15 protein-coding genes are annotated in these 15,083 nt (G+C 69.4%); 6 read left to right on the top strand and 9 right to left on the bottom strand.

The window, feature by feature from the left end; genetic code table 11:
• Positions 1 to 53 precede the first annotated feature (53 nt).
• The 4 genes from JGR68_RS07575 (at position 54) to JGR68_RS07560 (ending at position 3,848) form a co-directional block, all read left to right on the top strand.
• Entirely contained in the window at positions 54 to 299 is a 246-nt protein-coding gene (locus JGR68_RS07575) for an AbrB/MazE/SpoVT family DNA-binding domain-containing protein (RefSeq protein ID WP_199362035.1), read from the top strand.
• A gap of 13 nt (positions 300 to 312) precedes the next feature.
• Positions 313 to 741, top strand: coding sequence for a type II toxin-antitoxin system VapC family toxin (locus JGR68_RS07570; RefSeq protein ID WP_199362036.1), 429 nt, complete (start codon positions 313 to 315; stop codon positions 739 to 741).
• Between the two features lie 59 nt (positions 742 to 800).
• A complete protein-coding gene (gene acnB, locus JGR68_RS07565) occupies positions 801 to 3,395 on the top strand; it encodes a bifunctional aconitate hydratase 2/2-methylisocitrate dehydratase (protein ID WP_199362037.1) in 2,595 nt (864 codons plus the stop codon).
• A 117-nt stretch (positions 3,396 to 3,512) separates the two neighbouring features.
• Positions 3,513 to 3,848, top strand: a complete 336-nt coding sequence (locus JGR68_RS07560) for a DUF3817 domain-containing protein (protein WP_199362038.1) — start codon at positions 3,513 to 3,515, stop codon at positions 3,846 to 3,848.
• Here JGR68_RS07560 and JGR68_RS07555 read toward each other — a convergent pair.
• The 5 genes from JGR68_RS07555 to JGR68_RS07535 all read right to left on the bottom strand — a co-directional run bounded on the left by JGR68_RS07555 (position 3,781) and on the right by JGR68_RS07535 (position 8,778).
• A complete protein-coding gene (locus JGR68_RS07555) occupies positions 3,781 to 5,289 on the bottom strand; it encodes an MFS transporter (RefSeq protein ID WP_199362039.1) in 1,509 nt (502 codons plus the stop codon). The genes JGR68_RS07560 and JGR68_RS07555 overlap by 68 nt on opposite strands.
• Positions 5,276 to 6,517, bottom strand: coding sequence for an amidohydrolase (locus tag JGR68_RS07550; protein WP_199362040.1), 1,242 nt, complete (start codon positions 6,515 to 6,517; stop codon positions 5,276 to 5,278). Before JGR68_RS07550 ends, JGR68_RS07555 begins: the two co-directional genes overlap by 14 nt.
• 70 nt (positions 6,518 to 6,587) lie before the next feature.
• Complete coding sequence (gene hflD / locus JGR68_RS07545; RefSeq protein ID WP_199362041.1) at positions 6,588 to 7,196, bottom strand: high frequency lysogenization protein HflD; 609 nt, start codon at positions 7,194 to 7,196, stop codon at positions 6,588 to 6,590.
• Positions 7,193 to 8,299, bottom strand: coding sequence for a tRNA 2-thiouridine(34) synthase MnmA (gene mnmA, locus JGR68_RS07540; RefSeq protein ID WP_199362042.1), 1,107 nt, complete (start codon positions 8,297 to 8,299; stop codon positions 7,193 to 7,195). Before mnmA ends, hflD begins: the two co-directional genes overlap by 4 nt.
• Entirely contained in the window at positions 8,299 to 8,778 is a 480-nt protein-coding gene (locus JGR68_RS07535; RefSeq protein ID WP_199362043.1) for an NUDIX hydrolase, read from the bottom strand. Before JGR68_RS07535 ends, mnmA begins: the two co-directional genes overlap by 1 nt.
• A 156-nt stretch (positions 8,779 to 8,934) precedes the next feature.
• Between JGR68_RS07535 and clpS the strand changes: the two genes are divergently transcribed.
• A complete protein-coding gene (gene clpS / locus JGR68_RS07530) occupies positions 8,935 to 9,255 on the top strand; it encodes an ATP-dependent Clp protease adapter ClpS (RefSeq protein WP_199362044.1) in 321 nt (106 codons plus the stop codon).
• A gap of 173 nt (positions 9,256 to 9,428) precedes the next feature.
• Positions 9,429 to 11,708: an ATP-dependent Clp protease ATP-binding subunit ClpA gene (clpA, locus tag JGR68_RS07525; RefSeq protein ID WP_199362045.1), complete on the top strand. Its 2,280-nt coding sequence runs from the start codon at positions 9,429 to 9,431 to the stop codon at positions 11,706 to 11,708.
• A gap of 122 nt (positions 11,709 to 11,830) precedes the next feature.
• Here clpA and infA read toward each other — a convergent pair whose 3' ends face one another.
• The 4 genes from infA to trxB form a co-directional block, all read right to left on the bottom strand.
• On the bottom strand, positions 11,831 to 12,049 hold the full coding sequence (gene infA, locus JGR68_RS07520; RefSeq protein WP_055248081.1) for a translation initiation factor IF-1: 219 nt from the start codon (positions 12,047 to 12,049) through the stop codon (positions 11,831 to 11,833).
• Between the two features lie 90 nt (positions 12,050 to 12,139).
• Complete coding sequence (aat, locus tag JGR68_RS07515; RefSeq protein WP_199362046.1) at positions 12,140 to 12,910, bottom strand: leucyl/phenylalanyl-tRNA--protein transferase; 771 nt, start codon at positions 12,908 to 12,910, stop codon at positions 12,140 to 12,142.
• Positions 12,907 to 14,043, bottom strand: a complete 1,137-nt coding sequence (locus JGR68_RS07510; RefSeq protein WP_199362047.1) for a GNAT family N-acetyltransferase — start codon at positions 14,041 to 14,043, stop codon at positions 12,907 to 12,909. Before JGR68_RS07510 ends, aat begins: the two co-directional genes overlap by 4 nt.
• A gap of 36 nt (positions 14,044 to 14,079) precedes the next feature.
• Positions 14,080 to 15,033 (bottom strand): thioredoxin-disulfide reductase, encoded by a 954-nt coding sequence (trxB, locus tag JGR68_RS07505; RefSeq protein WP_199362048.1) that lies wholly within the window; start codon positions 15,031 to 15,033, stop codon positions 14,080 to 14,082.
• Positions 15,034 to 15,083: the final 50 nt, after the last annotated feature.

The following is a 15,083-nucleotide window of genomic DNA, read 5'->3' as shown; positions in this document are numbered from 1 at the left end:
GTATGTATAATGGGCGCATACCGCTTGCCTGTAGCGGACGCCGGGAGACGCCCATGGAAGCCACCGTTGCCGAGCGCGGCCAGATCACCCTGCCCAAGGCCGTGCGCGATGCGCTGGGGCTGACCAAGGGCACCCTGCTGAAGGTCGAGCTGGAAGGCGGCCGCATCATCCTGCGCAAGAACGTGGACGATGCGATCTCCCGCGCGCGCGGCCGCTTCAAGCTGCCCGAGGGCGTGAGCACCGACGACGTCATGCGCGAACTGCGCGGACGCGCGCCCGGCGATCCGGTCGAGCGCTGAGCGCCTGCGCCGGATGATCGCGATCGACACCTCCGTGCTGATCGACCTGCTGGGCGACGACCCCGGCAGGGCGGACGCGGCCGAGCGCTGCGTGCGCGACGCGCTGGCGCAGGGCCCGGTCGTGCTCTGCGACGTGGTCGTCAGCGAGATCACCGCCGGCCTGGGCCACGGCACCGACATCATGGACGTGGTCGAGGAGATGGGCATGCGCTATGTGCCGGTCGAACGCCGCTCCGCCATCCGCGCCGGCGAGATGCAGCGCCGCTTCAACCAGCGGGTGCGGGCAGCCGGCGGTGACGCGCCGCCCTCGCCGCGCACGGGGCCAGACTTCATCGTCGGCGCGCATGCGCTGCTGCAGTGCGCCGGGCTCATCACCCGCGACGCGGGTTTTTTCCGCGACTACTTCAAGGGCCTGAAGATCATCGTTCCCAAGGCGCCCTGAACGATTCCGAGTTCCGCCGCGATTACAAACTATCCACCGCGACATTCCTGGAGTACCCCATGTTGGAAGCCTATCGCCACCACGTGGCCGAACGCGCTGCGCTCGGCATCCCCGCGCTGCCGCTCACGCCGCAGCAGACCGCCGAGGTCATCGAGCTGCTGAAGCAGCCGCCGGCGGGCGAGGACGCGTTCCTGGTCGACCTGCTGACCCACCGCGTGCCTGCCGGCGTGGACGATGCCGCCAAGGTCAAGGCGTCCTATCTGGCGGCGCTGGCCTTTGGCAGCGAGCAGAACCCGCTGATCAGCCGCGAGCGCGCCACCGGACTGCTGGGCACCATGCTCGGCGGCTACAACGTCGCGCCGCTGGTCGAGCTGCTGGACGACCCCACGCTGGGCGCGGTCGCCGCCGACGGCCTGAAGCACACCCTGCTGGTGTTCGACGCCTTCCATGACGTCGAGGAAAAGGCCAGGGCCGGCAACCCGCATGCGCAGGCCGTGCTGCAGAGCTGGGCCGATGCCGAATGGTTCACCTCGAAGCCGGAAGTGCCGGAGTCGCTGACCATCACCGTGTTCAAGGTGCCAGGCGAGACCAATACCGACGACCTGTCGCCGGCGCCCGACGCGACCACGCGCCCGGACATCCCGATGCATGCGCTGGCGATGCTGAAGAACGCGCGTCCCGACGCGCCCTTCGTGCCCGAGGAGGACGGCAGGCGCGGTCCGATCCAGGCCATCCTTGACCTGAAGGCCAAGGGGCACCTGGTCGCCTACGTCGGCGACGTGGTCGGCACCGGCTCCAGCCGCAAGTCGGCAACCAACAGCGTGCTGTGGTGGACCGGCGAGGACATCCCCTTTATCCCGAACAAGCGCTTCGGCGGTGTCTGCCTGGGTTCGAAGATCGCGCCGATCTTCTACAACACCATGGAAGACGCCGGCGCGCTGCCGATCGAGCTCGATGTGTCGAAGATGGAGCATGGTGATGTCGTCGAGCTGCGTCCGTACGATGGCAAGGCGCTGAAGAATGGCGACGTGATCGCCGGGTTCCAGGTCAAGTCCGACGTGCTGTTCGACGAAGTGCGCGCCGGTGGCCGCATCCCGCTGATCATCGGCCGTGGCCTGACCGCCAAGGCGCGCGAGTCGCTTGGCCTGCCCGCCGCCACGCTGTTCCGCCAGCCGGCGGCGCCTGCCGACACCGGTCGCGGCTTCACGCTCGCGCAGAAGATGGTCGGCCGCGCCTGCGGCCTGGCCGAGGGGCAGGGCGTGCGCCCGGGCACCTACTGCGAGCCGAAGATGACCACCGTCGGCTCCCAGGACACCACCGGTCCGATGACCCGCGACGAACTGAAGGACCTGGCCTGCCTGGGCTTCTCGTCGGATCTCGTGATGCAGTCCTTCTGCCACACCGCGGCCTACCCGAAGCCGGTGGACGTGAAGACGCACCACACGCTGCCGGAGTTCATCTCCACCCGCGGCGGCGTCTCGCTGCGTCCGGGCGACGGCATCATCCACAGCTGGCTCAACCGCATGCTGCTGCCCGACACCGTCGGCACCGGCGGTGACTCGCACACCCGCTTCCCGATCGGCATCTCGTTCCCGGCCGGCTCCGGCCTTGTCGCGTTCGCCGCCGCCACTGGAGTCATGCCGCTGGACATGCCGGAGTCGGTGCTGGTGCGCTTCAAGGGCCAGATGCAGCCAGGCGTGACGCTGCGCGACCTGGTGCACGCGATCCCGCTGTACGCGATCAAGGCGGGCCTCTTGACGGTTGCCAAGCAGGGCAAGAAGAACATCTTCTCCGGCCGCATCCTCGAGATCGAAGGCCTGCCGGAGCTGAAGATCGAGCAGGCCTTCGAGCTCGCCGACGCATCGGCCGAGCGCTCCGCCGCAGGCTGCACCGTGCGCCTGGACAAGGCGCCGATCATCGAATACCTCACCAGCAACATCACGCTGCTGAAGTGGATGATCGCCGAAGGCTATGCCGACGCCCGCACCCTGCAGCGCCGCATCGCGAAGATGGAGCAGTGGCTGGCCGACCCGCAGCTGCTCGAGCCCGATGCCGACGCCGAGTACGCGGCGGTGATCGAGATCGACCTGGCCGAGATCGTCGAGCCGATCGTGTGCTGCCCAAACGACCCGGACGATGCCAAGACCCTGTCCGACGTTGCCGGCAACACCATCGATGAAGTGTTCATCGGTTCCTGCATGACCAACATCGGCCACTTCCGTGCCGCCGCGAAGCTGCTGGAAGGCAAGCGCGACATTCCCACGCGCCTGTGGGTCGCGCCGCCGACCAAGATGGATGCCAGCGAGCTGACCAAGGAAGGCCATTACGGCACCTTCGGCGCAGCAGGCGCGCGCATGGAGATGCCGGGCTGCTCGCTGTGCATGGGCAACCAGGCGCAGATCCGCGAAGGTGCCACCGCGATGTCGACCTCGACCCGCAACTTCCCCAATCGCCTGGGCCGCAACACCGATGTCTACCTTGGCTCCGCGGAACTGGCGGCGATCTGCTCGCGCCTGGGCCGCATCCCGACACGCGCGGAGTACATGGAAGGCGTCGGCGTCATCAGCGACAAGGGCGCCGAGATCTACCGCTACATGAACTTCGACCAGATCGAGGAGTACCGCGAGGTCGCGGAGGCCGTGCCGGCGGCCTGATCCAGACCGCCGTTGCAGCATGAAGAAACGCCCGGCATCGCCGGGCGTTTCCCTTCAGGCCCCTGCTTTTGTAGGAGCGGCTACAGCCGCGATTGCCCCACCCAACCCGGACCACCCATGCATCCAGTACCACGCCCCCTGTCACCGACCGGCAGGCTCTTCTCCATCGTCGCCCTGATCGAAGCCTTCACCTGGGCAGGGCTGCTGATCGGCATGTACCTCAAATACGTCAGCGGGACGACCGAGCTCGGGGTCTGGCTGTTCGGTCGCCTGCATGGCGGCGCGTTCCTGCTCTACGTCGTTGTCACGTTCGTCGCCGGCGCCAGGCTGCGCTGGCCGATGTGGGCCTTGCTGGTGGCGGTGCTGGCGGCGATCCCGCCGCTGGTCACGCTGCCGCTCGAGGCCTGGTTCCGTCGCCGCGGCCTGCTGTCGGCGACGTCTGCTTCGGGATGAAGATCGTCACCGAGATCAGCGCGGCGATCGCCATCAGCGCATTGAACGCCAGGCCCACCATGCCGGCTTCGCGCACCGCCAGGTTGTCCTGGCGCCCCGAGAATTCGACCACCGTGCCGACGATCTCCAGGCCGCTGGTCGACAGCGCGGTGAAGATCGCGGCCGATGCCGCCACGCCGAAGGCCGCGCCCAGCGAGGAGGCCATCTTGTAGATGCCCGAGCCCGCGCCGGCCTGGTCGCCCGGCAGGTTGGTCAGGGCGGCATCCGTCGACGGGGTGGCATAGAAGGCCAGCCCAAGGCCGAACAGCGAATAGGCCACCGCCGCGAGGATCGAGTACTGCCACTGCATCGTGTGGGTGGCCATCAGCAGCGCGATCGAGAGCAGCACGATCATGCAGCCCCACAGCATCGGCTTGCGCGGGCCGAAACGCTGCAGCAGCTTCTCGCCCACGCGGATGAAGGCGATGATGAAGACCGCGTAGCCGATCGTCAGGTAGCCGGCGGTGGCGGCCGACATGCCGGCCGCGCCCTGCAGCACCCACAGCGACACGGTCAGCGCGCCGGCGGTGCCGTTGATCAGGAAGTTCGAGATCGTCGCGCCGGTGAACACCGTGTTGCGGAACAGCTTGAAGTCGACGAGCGGGTAGGGCGCCTTGAGCTCGGCGTTGACGAAGATGCCGAAGGCCACCAGGAAGACCGCGAACAGCCCCCAGGTGAGCAGGTTGGCCCAGCCGATGCTCGAGCCCTGGGTCACCACGATCAGCAGCGCCGCGAGGCCCACGGCCATCGAGATGATGCCGGCCCAGTCGGTCTTGCCGGGCCGCCCGGCCAGCGGCGCCGACTCGGGGATCTGCCGCATCAGCGCGATCGAGGCCACCGAGACCAGCGCGCAGATGACGAAGATCGAGCGCCAGCCCAGCACGGTCGACGCCATGAAGCCGCCAAAGATCGCCGTGAGGCCCGATCCGCCCCAGGAGCCGATCGACCACATCGACACCGCGCGCTGGCGGTCCGCACCGTCCCAGTAGACCTTCAGCAGGGCCATGGTCGACGGCATGATCGCGCCGGCGGCCAGGCCCTGCAGGATGCGCCCGAGCAGGATCATCGGCGTTGCCAGCGCGCCCTCGATCGCGAACGCGATCAGCAGCGAGCCGGCGATATTGAGCAGGTTGCCGAAGAAGACCACCCGGACGCGACCGAAGCGGTCCCCCAGGCCGCCCAGCACCACGATGAACATGCCCGAGAACAGCGCCGACAGCGAGATGGCGATGTTCATCACCGGCATCGGCATGCCGACGTCGTCGGCCATCATCGGCCCGATGTTCATCGTCGTCTGGGCGAACAGCCAGAAGGTGACGACGGCCAGCACGATGCCGAGCAGGGCCGAGTCGTTGCCCTTGAAGCCGGCGGCGCCGGCAGTGGAACGGTCAATGGTCGCCATTACCGGTCTCCATCAGCCAGGGCGAGGCGGCGACGATGATCGCCTCGATACCACGGTCGAGCGTGGGCTGGATGTCGGGCGCGAAGAACGGCGAATGGTTGCCCGGCGCGTTCTTCCAGTCCGCGAATCCGCCCAGGCCCCAGTAGGTGTAGGGGCAGCCGAAGGCGTCCGGGATGACCGAGAAGTCCTCCGACGCCGGCACCGGCGACATGTCGACCGAGTCCTCGCCGAACCAGGCGTCGAAGGCCGCGCGCACCCGCACGGTGGGCGCGTCGTGGTTGTCGGTCAGCGGGTACTGGTCGTAATAGCGGAACTCCGGCGGCTTCGGCGAGCGCGCCGCCTCGCACTCGGCACGGACGATGCGCTCGATGGCCTCGTGCAGGTGCTTCTCCACCTCCTTGTCGAAGGCGCGGGTATTGAGCTGCAGCACCGCGGAGTCGGGGATGATGTTGGACTTGGTGCCGGCGTGGAAGCTGCCGACGGTGACCACGGCGGTCTCGCGCGGCGCCACCTCGCGCGCGACGATGGTCTGCAGCCGGGTGACGATGGCGGCGCCCAGCACGATCGGATCCACGCCCAGGTTCGGCATCGAACCGTGCGAGCCCTTGCCGTGGAGCGTGATCCCGATCGAGGCCGCGGCCGAGAACAGCGGACCGCTGCGAATGCCCACGGCCCCGCCAGGCAGCGAGCCGAGCACGTGCTGGCCCAGGTAGACATCGGGCTTAGGCACCTGGTCGACGATTCCGGCGGACACCATGGCCTTCGCGCCCGCGGCATTTTCCTCGCCCGGCTGGAACACGGCCACGAAGGTGCCGGACCAGAGTCCGCGGTGCGCGTGGAGCAGCTCGGTCGCCCCCAGCAGCGAGACGATGTGCACGTCGTGGCCGCAGGTATGCGCCACCGGCGTCTCGAGGCCGGTGGCCTCGTCGACCTGGGTGACGCCTTCGGCCGCGTAGTCCAGGCCGGTGCGTTCGGCCATCGGCAGGCCGTCGGTATCGCCGCGCATGGCCACCACCGGCCCGCCGCCGTTGCGCAGGATCGCGACCAGGCCGGTCCTGCCGATCTTCAGGACCTCGTCGACACCACAGGCGCGCAGCTCGGCCTCGATGCGTTCGGCCGTGCGGTATTCCTGCAGCGACAGCTCGGGGTTCAGGTGGAAGTGCTTGTACAGCGCCTCGCGCCGGTCCCGGCTCGAGGCGAGGTCGGACAGGATGGTCTGGATCGACATGCGGATCTCCGCTGGCGGGACATGGTGGCCGCGGGCCGGGAGGGCGCGTGGCGGACCGGTCCTGTCGATCCTAGCCGAGCAGCTCCTCGACCGCGCGTCCCATCGCCCCGCGCTGGAACAGGAAGTCCCACGGGCTGCCGCCGGACTGCCGCCACAGCACCGCCGAGCGCAGCGCCGCCAGCAGCATCGCGCGGATCTCGGCCACGATCGCCGCCTGGCCCAGGTAGTGCGGATTGCCCTGGACCAGCACGCGCGGGCGCAGGTGGCTGACGGTGTCCGCGTAGAGCGCGCCGAGCCGGGTCAGCACTTCGGGATGCGCGTTGCCCAGGCGCTCGGCCTCGTGGCGCGCGGCCAGGATGCCTTCGTGCACGCGGCCGGACACCTCGTCGTCCTGGATGAAGCGACGCTCGAGCTGGGTCACCGCAAGCGCCAGCTTCGGCAGCAGCGGATCCTGGCCCTTGTTGCCCAGGTAGTCGCGCAGCAGCATCAGGCCCGGGCGCACGTTCGGCACGCCGCCGTAGACATCGGCCGCGGTGCTGGCGTCGATGCGGAAGACGCTGCCGAGCGCGGTCTCGAGCACGGTGCCTTCGGCCTGTCCGGTCTCGGCCACCCGGCGCACCTGGCGCAGGGCCTGCGCCAGGCCGGCCAGCGCCATCACCCGGTCGTGCATGTCGCTCATGCGTCGGCCCCCGGCATCGGCGCGTCGGTGGAGGCGATCACGGCGCCGCCGAGGCAGGCCTCGCCCTGGTAGAGCACCACGGACTGGCCGGGGGTCACGGCCCGCTGGGGGCGCTGGAAGGCGACCCGCAGGGTCCCGGTATCGTCAACGGTCACTTCGCATGGCTCCTCTGGCTGCCGGTAGCGCGTCTGCGCCGTGCAGCTGAAACGGGTGGAGGGCGGCGCGCCGGCGATCCAGTGTGCGGTCTCGCTGCGCAGGCCCTGTGACATCAGCCAGGGGCTGTCGTGGCCCTGGTCGACCGTCAGCACGTTGGTGGCGACATTCTTGCCGACCACGTACCACGGCTTGTCGTCGAAGCCGCGCCGGCCGCCGATCTGCAGGCCTTCGCGCTGGCCCAGGGTGTAGTAGAACACGCCCGGGTGCTCGCCCACGGCCTGGCCATCGGGCGTGCGGATCTCGCCCGCGCGCGCCGGCAGGTACTGGCCGAGGAACTCGCGGAAGTCGCGCTCGCCGACGAAGCAGATGCCGGTGGAATCCTTCTTCGCCGCGGTCGGCAATCCCGCGGCGGCGGCCATCGCCCGGACCTCGTCCTTGCGCAGCGCGCCCAGCGGGAACACGGTGGCGGCCAGCTGGGCCTGTCCGAGCTGGTGCAGGAAGTAGCTCTGGTCCTTGCCGCGGTCGGCGGCGCGCAGCAGCCGCCAGTGGCGTCCGGCGTGGTCGACGCGGGCGTAGTGGCCGGTGGCGATGCGCGAGGCACCGAGGTCGCGTGCGGCGTCCAGGAAGTGCCGGAACTTGATCTCGCGGTTGCACAGCACGTCCGGGTTCGGCGTGCGGCCGGCGGCGTATTCCGCCAGGAAGTGCTCGAAGACGCCGGCCCAGTACTCGCGCGAGAAGTCGCGGAAATGGATCGACAGCCCGAGCCGCCCGCAGACCGCCACCGCGTCGCGCCGGTCCTCGTCGGCGCGGCAGTGGCCGCTGCCGTCGTCGGCCCAGTTGTCCATGAACAGGCCGGCGACGGCTTCGCCGGCATCGCGCAGCAGCAATCCGGCGACCGACGAGTCCACGCCGCCGGACATGCCGACGATGATCTCCGGCGCGGCCATCAGCGCACCGAGCGCAGCAGCGACAAGGGCTGCCGGCTTCCGGCGAGGTGGTCGGCGACGACCTGCCAGACCAGGGGGCTCCGGTGGCGCGCGGCGTCGGCGTGCAGTTCGCCGGGGGTCAGCCAGACGGCGCGCACGATGCCTTCATCCAGCGCCCGCGCCGGGTCGTGCGACAGCGGTCGCGCCGCGAAGGCGAAGCGAAGGTAATGCCGCCCCGGGCTGCCATCGGGCAGTGCCGGCGAGGTCCACTGGTAGGCCCCGATGAAGGCGGTGGGCTCCACTGTCCAGCCGGACTCCTCGAGGGTTTCGCGCACCGCGGCGTCGACCAGGTCCTCGTCGGGCTCCAGGTGCCCGGCAGGCTGGTTGAGCACGATGCGTCCGCCGGAATGCTCCTCGACGCAGAGCACGCGGCCGCCGTCCACCACCACGGTGGCGACGGTGACATCCGGCTGCCAGAACCGACCCTGCCGATAGGTCATGGACGGCACCGCCCGCCGGCCCGCCCGCATTGGGCGGCAGGGTGGAGGTCGGTCGAAGGCGGGCGGGAAGGGGACATGCGCGAACCGGTCTGGAGGCGGCCATTTTCGCCCGGGCGGCGGGGGCCGTCCACCGGGTGCCCCGGTATAATCACGGGCATGAGCAGCCACCCAGGACATGAGCGCGACCATGGCGTCGCCGTCGAAGCCGGCCGTCCCGAGCTGGCGCGCCCGCCGCTGTACTCGGTCCTGCTGCTGAACGACGACTACACGCCGATGGACTTCGTGGTCGAGGTGCTGGTGCGCTTTTTCGGCCTGGACATCGAACGGGCCACCCAGGTGATGCTGCATGTGCATACCCGCGGCCGCGGCGTGTGCGGGGTGTTCACCCGCGACGTGGCCGAGTCGAAGGTCGCTCAGGTCAACGAGTACGCCCGGCTCAACCAGCATCCGCTGCTGGCGACGTTCGAGAAGGCCTGACCGGAGCGGCCGCGCCTGCACGCGGCCCTGACGCGCGCTGCCGGAATACTGCGAAGTGCGGATGGCCCTTGCCAACCGCGCGGGCGAGGGCCTACAAGGACCCTGACGCGGGATGGAAAAGCCTCCCGGGCGACCCCATCCTCCAGGTAGTGAATCGAGGAGGCACGCGCCCCATGTTCAGCAAGGATCTCGAGTACAGCATCGGCCAGTGCTACAAGCGCGCCCGCGAGGCACGCGACGAGTACATGACGGTCGAGCACCTGCTGCTGTCGCTGCTCGACAACCCGTCCGCGGAAACCGTGCTCAAGGCCTGCGGGGCGGATTTCCATCGCCTGCGTTCGGACCTCGAGCAGGCCATCGCCAGTTCCGTGTCGCGGCTTGCCGAGGATGACGGCCGCGATACCCAGCCGACGCTGGGCTTCCAGCGCGTGCTGCAGCGCGCGGTCTACCACGTGCAGTCATCGGGCAAGAAGGAGGTCAGCGGCGCCAACGTGCTGGTGGCCATCTTCGGCGAGAAGGACTCGCACGCGGTCTACTTCCTCAACCAGCAGGACGTGACCCGGCTGGACGTCGTGAACTACCTGTCGCACGGCATCGCGCGCACAGGCGACGAGCCGTCGCCCGGCTCCGGCGACCCCGAGGCCAAGGCCGAGGGCGGCGAGGGCGAGGGCAAGGCGGACGCGCTGGCCGAGTTCGCCACCGACCTCAACGCGATGGCCCGCCAGGGCAAGATCGACCCGCTGGTGGGGCGCGCGGACGAGATCGAGCGCACCATCCAGGTGCTGTGCCGGCGTCGCAAGAACAACCCGCTCTACGTGGGCGAGGCCGGCGTGGGCAAGACCGCGATCGCCGAGGGCCTGGCCAAGCGCATCGTCGACGGCGAGGTGCCCGAGGTGCTGTCGCAGGCGACCATCTACTCGCTCGACCTGGGCGCGCTGGTCGCGGGCACCAAATACCGCGGCGACTTCGAGAAGCGCCTGAAGGCTGTCCTGGCCGCGGTCGGCAAGCACGAGGGCGCGATCCTCTTCATCGACGAGATCCACACCATCATCGGCGCCGGTTCCGCGTCGGGCGGCACGATGGACGCGTCGAACCTGATCAAGCCCGCGCTGGCGTCGGGCGAGCTGCGCTGCATCGGCTCGACCACGTTCCAGGAATACCGCGGCATCTTCGAGAAGGACCGCGCGCTTGCACGTCGCTTCCAGAAGATCGACATCGTCGAGCCCACCGTCGGCGAGACCTACGAGATCCTCCAGGGGCTCAAGCCCCGCTACGAGGCGCACCACGACGTGACCTACGCCGACGACGCCCTGCGCGCCGCGGTCGACCTTTCGGTGAAGCACATCGGCGACCGGCTGCTGCCGGACAAGGCGATCGACGTCATCGACGAGGCCGGTGCCCGCCAGCGGCTGCTGCCAGCCGACGTGCGCAAGTCGCTGATCGACGTCGAGGAGGTCGAGGCGATCGTGGCGCGGATGGCGCGGATCCCGGCCAAGCAGGTCAGCGCGTCGGACAAGGACGTGCTGCAGCATCTGGAGCGCAACCTGAAGATGGTGATCTTCGGCCAGGATCCGGCGATCGGAACCCTGACCAGCGCGATCAAGCTGGCGCGTTCCGGGCTGGGCAATCCCGACAAGCCGATCGGCAACTTCCTGTTCGCCGGCCCGACCGGCGTGGGCAAGACCGAGGTCACGCGCCAGCTCGCGCTGCAGCTGGGCATCGAGCTGGTGCGCTTCGACATGTCGGAGTACATGGAGCCGCATTCGGTGAGCCGGCTGATCGGCGCGCCCCCCGGTTACGTCGGCTTCGACCAGGGTGGCCTCCTGACCGAGAAGATCGTCAAGACGCCGCACTGCGTGCTGCTGCTCGACGAGGTCGAGAAGGCGCATCCGGACATCTTCAACATCCTGCTGCAGGTGATGGACCGCGGCATCCTGACCGACACCAACGGGCGCGAAGCGAACTTCCGCAACGTGGTGCTGGTGATGACGACCAACGCGGGCGCGGCGCAGGCCGCGCGGCGGACCATCGGCTTCACCCGCCAGGACCACAGCACCGATGCGATGGAGGTGATCCGCAAGGCCTTCACCCCCGAGTTCCGCAACCGCCTGGATGCGATCGTGCAGTTCCAGCCGCTGGGCTTCGAGCACATCCTGCGCGTGGTCGACAAGTTCATCATCGAGCTGGAAGAGCAGCTGCACGAGAAGGGCGTGGGCCTGGCGGCGACGCAGTCCGCGCGCGAATGGCTGGCCCAGCACGGCTTCGATCCGCTGATGGGCGCACGTCCCATGGCCCGGGTGATCCAGGACCAGGTGAAGCGGCCGCTGGCCGACGAGCTGCTGTTCGGGAAGCTGGTGGGCGGTGGCCGGGTGGCGATCGACGCCGTGGATGGCGAGCTGGTGCTCGACGTGCATGCGGAGCCGGAAAAGCTGCTGCCGGCGACCGTGGAATAGCCATTGTAGGAGCCGCTATAGCGGCGATCACGACGATCGCGGCTATGCCGCTCCCACAGCGATAGTCGCACCACGAAAAAGGCGGCCTTCGGGCCGCCTTTCCTGTTCGCGTCGAGCGCGAATTACTTCATGCGATAGGTGATGCGACCCTTAGTGAGGTCGTAGGGGGTCATTTCGACCTTGACCCTGTCGCCGGTGAGGATGCGGATGTAGTTCTTGCGCATGCGCCCGGAGATGTGGGCGATGATCTCGTGCCCGTTCTCAAGCTTCACGCGGAACATCGTGTTCGGAAGGGTTTCCGACACCGCTCCCTCGAATTCAATGACGTCGTCTTTCGCCATGCGTCCTGTACTGACCATTGCTGTGGGTCGGGCGCGAAGCCCGCAAGAGGGCAATTGTCGCACGGACACCCGTCCCGCGCAAAAGTTCCGTCAGTCGGCCGCCATGGGCGTCGGCTCCGCGGGCCGGCCCAGCGTTGCAGCGGGCAACTGGCCAAACGCCGCGGTCCAAGAGCCCGGCCGGCCGGGCAGGGCGGTGAGGCGACGCACCTCGGCCAGGAAACGGGACCTGGGCCAGGCGCGCGCGCCCATCGCGACCAGGTGCGGGTTCTCGACCTGGGCATCGAGCAGCGGCCAGCCCCAGCCGCGGAGCACATGGGCCAGCGCCGCAAGGGCGACCTTGGAGCCGCCGCTGCGGGCGCTGAACATGCTTTCGCCGAAGAACATCCGGCCCAGCGCCACGCCGTACATGCCGCCGGCCAGGCGGCCTTCGCCGTCGTGCACCTCGATAGAATGCGCGTGCCCCAGCAGGTGCAGCCGCGAGTAGGCCGCGCGCATCGGACCGGTGATCCAGGTGCCGTGCTGGCCGCCGCGGGGCGCCGTGGCGCAGGCGAGCACCACCGCGTCGAAGGCCTGGTCGGCGACCACGCTCCAGTCGCTGCCGCGCAGCTGGCGGCGAAAGCGCGAGGACAGGTGCACGCCGTCGGTGGCGAAGACGGTGCGCGGATCGGGCGACCACCACAGCAGCGGCTGGCCCTCCGAAGACCATGGAAAAATCCCGCTGGCATAGGCGGCGAGCAGGCGCCGAGGCTCCAGGTCGCCGCCGATCGCCAGCAGGCCATCCGGCTCGCGCAGCGCGGTGGCCGGATCGGGGAAGGGCGAGGCGGGATCGCGGCCGAGCAGGGCGGGCAGGGCGCGGCTCATGTCGCGTCGGAGGTCGCGCGGAACGGACTGCGCCCGGCCAGTGCGCGGGCCGTGGCGTCGACGACTTCCGACTCTTCGCGACACCAGGCCTCCAGCGCCGCGTGGAAGCCGTCGTGTGCGATCCAGTGGCGGCTGCGCACCGGCGTGGGCAGGAAGCCGCGCGCGATCTTGTGCTCGCCCTGGGCGCCCGGTTCGAAGCGGGCCAGTCCTTCGCGCAGGCAGTACTCGATGCCCTGGTAGTAGCAGGTCTCGAAGTGCAGGCCGGGCACCTGGCGCAGGGCGCCCCAGTAGCGTCCGTACAGCGTGTCGCGGCCGCGCAGGCAGAGCGCGCCGGCGATCGCCCCGCCGTCGAGGTCGGCCAGCACCAGGACCAGGGCGCGCGGCATCGTGCGCGCCAGGTGATGCAGGAACTCGAGCGTCAGCGCGGGCGCGTTGCCGTAATCGCTGAACGTTTCGAAGTAGAAGGCATGCATGGCGGCGAGGTCGTCGTCGGTGGCCTCGTCACCGTGGAGCACCCTGAAGGTGGCGCCGGCACGTGCCACTTTGGCGCGCTCCTGGCGGATGTTCTTGCGGTGGCGATGGTCCATGTCGCCAAGGAACGCGGCGAAATCCGGCCAGCCCGCGGTGTTGTGCCACTGGTACTGGATGTCCTGGCGCGGGAGCCAGCGCCCGTCGAACGCCGCGTCCTCCGCGGCGGTATGGAAATTGACGTGTGCCGACGACAGTCCCAGCGCCCGCGCATCGTCGACGATGGCCTCGAGGAGGCGGCGCCGCGCGGCGGCGTCGCGTGCCAGCAGGCGCGGCCCGGTGACCGGCGAGTAGGGCACGGCGCCCAGCCACTTCGGGAAGTAGTCGAGGCCGTGGCGCGCATGGGCGTGTGCCCAGGCATGGTCGAAGACGAATTCGCCGTGAGAGTTCTGCTTCAGGTATCCGGGCGCGGCGGCCACCAGCGTGCCGCCGTCCCACACCGTGACGTGGCGCGGCGTCCAGCCCCACTGCGGCCGCAGGCAGCCGCAGGATTCCAGGCCCTCGAGGAAGGCATGCGCGAGGAAGGGATTGCCGCCGTCATGCAGCGCGTCCCAGGCCGCGGCCGGGACCTCGGCCAGCGAATCGTGCGTGCGCGCGACGGACATGCGCCGACTCAGCCGGCCGCCGTCGCGCGCCGCGGCTCAGGCATCCTTGTCGAGGAAGCGTTCCGCATCCAGCGCGGCCATGCAGCCGAAGCCCGCCGAGGTGATCGCCTGGCGGTAGACCTGGTCGGCGACGTCACCGGCGGCGAACACGCCCGGGACCGAGGTCTCGGTGGCGCCGCCCGACAGGCCCGAGCGGATGTCGAGGTAGCCGTTGTTCATCGCCAGCTGGCCCTCGAAGAGCGAGGTGTTGGGCGTGTGGCCGATGGCGACGAAGAAGCCGTGCACGGCGATCTCGCGCGTGCTGTCGTCCTGCACCGACTTCAGGCGCAGTCCGGTGACGCCGGCCTCGTTGCCCAGCACCTCGTCGACGACGTGGTGCCACACCGGCACGATCTTCCCGGCGTCGATCTTCGCCTGCAGCTTGTCCTGCATGATCTTCTCGGCGCGCAGGGTGTCGCGGCGATGCACCAGGTAGACGGTGCGCGCGATGTTGGACAGGTACAGCGCTTCCTCGACCGCGGTGTTGCCGCCGCCGACCACGGCCACGTCCTGGTCCTTGTAGAAGAAGCCGTCGCAGGTGGCGCAGGCGGACACGCCGCGGCCCTTGAAGGCCTCTTCCGACGGCAGCCCGAGGTACTTCGCCGTGGCCCCGGTGGCGATGATCAGCGCATCGGCGGTGTAGTCGCCGTTGTCGCCCTTCAGGCGGAACGGGCGCTGCGACAGGTCGGCGCTGTGGATGTGGTCGAAGATCGTCTCGGTCTCGAAGCGCTCGGCATGCGCCTGCATGCGGTTCATCAGGTCGGGGCCCATCAGTCCGTGGGCATCGCCCGGCCAGTTGTCGACCTCGGTGGTGGTCATCAGCTGGCCGCCCATCTGCAGGCCGGTGACGACCACGGGCTTGAGGTTGGCGCGCGCGGCGTAGACGGCGGCGGTCCAGCCGGCGGGGCCGGAACCGAGGATCAGCAGGCGGCAGTGCTTGGAAGTGCTCATGTATACTCGCGGGCCATGGAATCACGGCGTTGGGAAGCCCATAGCTTGGC

The sequence above is a fragment of the Luteimonas sp. MC1750 genome, assembly GCF_016615955.1.
Lineage (GTDB): Bacteria > Pseudomonadota > Gammaproteobacteria > Xanthomonadales > Xanthomonadaceae > Luteimonas.
Note: the sequence above shows the minus strand (reverse complement) of the source record. Positions and strands in the feature narration are given on the sequence as shown.

What these genes read in the sequence shown, in the direction of transcription:
- JGR68_RS07575 (WP_199362035.1), top strand. Translation starts at nt 54, where the DNA reads ATGGAAGCCACCGTTGCCGAGCGCGGCCAGATCACCCTGCCCAAGGCC.
- JGR68_RS07570 (WP_199362036.1), top strand. Translation starts at nt 313, where the DNA reads ATGATCGCGATCGACACCTCCGTGCTGATCGACCTGCTGGGCGACGAC.
- acnB (WP_199362037.1), top strand. Translation starts at nt 801, where the DNA reads ATGTTGGAAGCCTATCGCCACCACGTGGCCGAACGCGCTGCGCTCGGC.
- JGR68_RS07560 (WP_199362038.1), top strand. Translation starts at nt 3,513, where the DNA reads ATGCATCCAGTACCACGCCCCCTGTCACCGACCGGCAGGCTCTTCTCC.
- JGR68_RS07555 (WP_199362039.1), bottom strand. Translation starts at nt 5,289, where the DNA reads ATGGCGACCATTGACCGTTCCACTGCCGGCGCCGCCGGCTTCAAGGGC.
- JGR68_RS07550 (WP_199362040.1), bottom strand. Translation starts at nt 6,517, where the DNA reads ATGTCGATCCAGACCATCCTGTCCGACCTCGCCTCGAGCCGGGACCGG.
- hflD (WP_199362041.1), bottom strand. Translation starts at nt 7,196, where the DNA reads ATGAGCGACATGCACGACCGGGTGATGGCGCTGGCCGGCCTGGCGCAG.
- mnmA (WP_199362042.1), bottom strand. Translation starts at nt 8,299, where the DNA reads ATGGCCGCGCCGGAGATCATCGTCGGCATGTCCGGCGGCGTGGACTCG.
- JGR68_RS07535 (WP_199362043.1), bottom strand. Translation starts at nt 8,778, where the DNA reads ATGACCTATCGGCAGGGTCGGTTCTGGCAGCCGGATGTCACCGTCGCC.
- clpS (WP_199362044.1), top strand. Translation starts at nt 8,935, where the DNA reads ATGAGCAGCCACCCAGGACATGAGCGCGACCATGGCGTCGCCGTCGAA.
- clpA (WP_199362045.1), top strand. Translation starts at nt 9,429, where the DNA reads ATGTTCAGCAAGGATCTCGAGTACAGCATCGGCCAGTGCTACAAGCGC.
- infA (WP_055248081.1), bottom strand. Translation starts at nt 12,049, where the DNA reads ATGGCGAAAGACGACGTCATTGAATTCGAGGGAGCGGTGTCGGAAACC.
- aat (WP_199362046.1), bottom strand. Translation starts at nt 12,910, where the DNA reads ATGAGCCGCGCCCTGCCCGCCCTGCTCGGCCGCGATCCCGCCTCGCCC.
- JGR68_RS07510 (WP_199362047.1), bottom strand. Translation starts at nt 14,043, where the DNA reads ATGTCCGTCGCGCGCACGCACGATTCGCTGGCCGAGGTCCCGGCCGCG.
- trxB (WP_199362048.1), bottom strand. Translation starts at nt 15,033, where the DNA reads ATGAGCACTTCCAAGCACTGCCGCCTGCTGATCCTCGGTTCCGGCCCC.